At 72.5% G+C, this 869-nt stretch carries 1 protein-coding gene and 2 pseudogenes; all 3 read right to left on the bottom strand.

Going from position 1 to position 869, the window contains the following annotated elements; genetic code table 11:
• A pseudogene (locus tag VM95_RS37755) lies at positions 1–201 on the bottom strand (ATP/GTP-binding protein); the annotation flags it as partial.
• Positions 182–607, bottom strand: a complete 426-nt coding sequence (locus VM95_RS37750) for a DUF742 domain-containing protein (RefSeq protein ID WP_045706034.1) — start codon at positions 605–607, stop codon at positions 182–184. The gene VM95_RS37750 and the pseudogene VM95_RS37755, both read right to left, overlap by 20 nt.
• 164 nt (positions 608–771) lie before the next feature.
• Positions 772–869: pseudogene (locus VM95_RS37745) on the bottom strand (roadblock/LC7 domain-containing protein); the annotation flags it as partial.

The raw sequence follows: 869 nt of genomic DNA, 5'->3' as shown, positions 1-869 counted from the left end.
GGTGGTGGTCGTCTTGCCGGAGACGTGGCTGATGTCGTCGATGCCGGCGGAGGCCGAGGTCATGACGGCTTCGGTGCGCAGGGGGTTGATCTCGGAGACCGCGCCGACGAGCGTGGTCTTGCCGACACCGAAGCCGCCCGCCACGACGATCTTGGCCGACGTCGTGGCCCGGGCGGGTCCGTTAGAGCTTGCGAAGTCCACTGAGGACCCTTTCGAGCAGCGTGACATCGGGCGTTCCGCCCGACTCGCCCGCGGCGGCGGGCTGGTGGATGGCGACGAGACCGGCCTCGGCAAGGTCGGCGACGAGGATGCGGGCGACCCCGAGCGGGACGCCGGCCAGTGCGGAGATCTCCGCGATGGACTTGACCTCACGGCAGAGGTTCACGATCCGGGCGTGCTCCGGCAGCAGCCCGCCGGTCCGCTCGGCCGAGCCGGTGGTCGAGATCAGTGCCTCGATGGCGAGCTGGTACCGCGGGCGGGTCCGGCCGCCGGTCATGGCGTACGGACGGACCAGCGGCTGCTGCTCGTAGCCGTCGGACTGCTGCCCGCCGTAGCCGCTGCCGTACCCGTTGCCGTACGGGCCGGCGGGTGTCGAGGGCGGGGTCATGGGTCCTCCTTGTGCTGCGGCCTTGGGCAGCCGGTTCCAGCTGGGGCGGTGCCAGCTGAGGCGGGATCAGCTGCCTGAGGGTAGCTGAGGGTGAGGCGCCGGGGCCGGTCGGGTCGGTCCCGGCGGGGAGGTGGGACGGGTGGGTGGAGCCGTGCGGAGCCCGGTCAGTGCAGGAGACTGCCCTGGAGTTCCGCGCGGAGTGCGGGGGTGAGGACGGCGCCGGCGCGGTCGACGAGCAGGGCCATCTCGTAGCCGACGAGGC

The organism is Streptomyces rubellomurinus (assembly GCF_000961885.1).
Taxonomy (GTDB): Bacteria; Actinomycetota; Actinomycetes; order Streptomycetales; family Streptomycetaceae; genus Kitasatospora; species Kitasatospora rubellomurina.
This window is presented reverse-complemented; position numbering and strand designations above follow the sequence as displayed.

Coding starts and splice junctions, on each gene's coding strand:
- VM95_RS37750 (WP_045706034.1), bottom strand. CDS start 607: ATGACCCCGCCCTCGACACCCGCCGGCCCGTACGGCAACGGGTACGGC.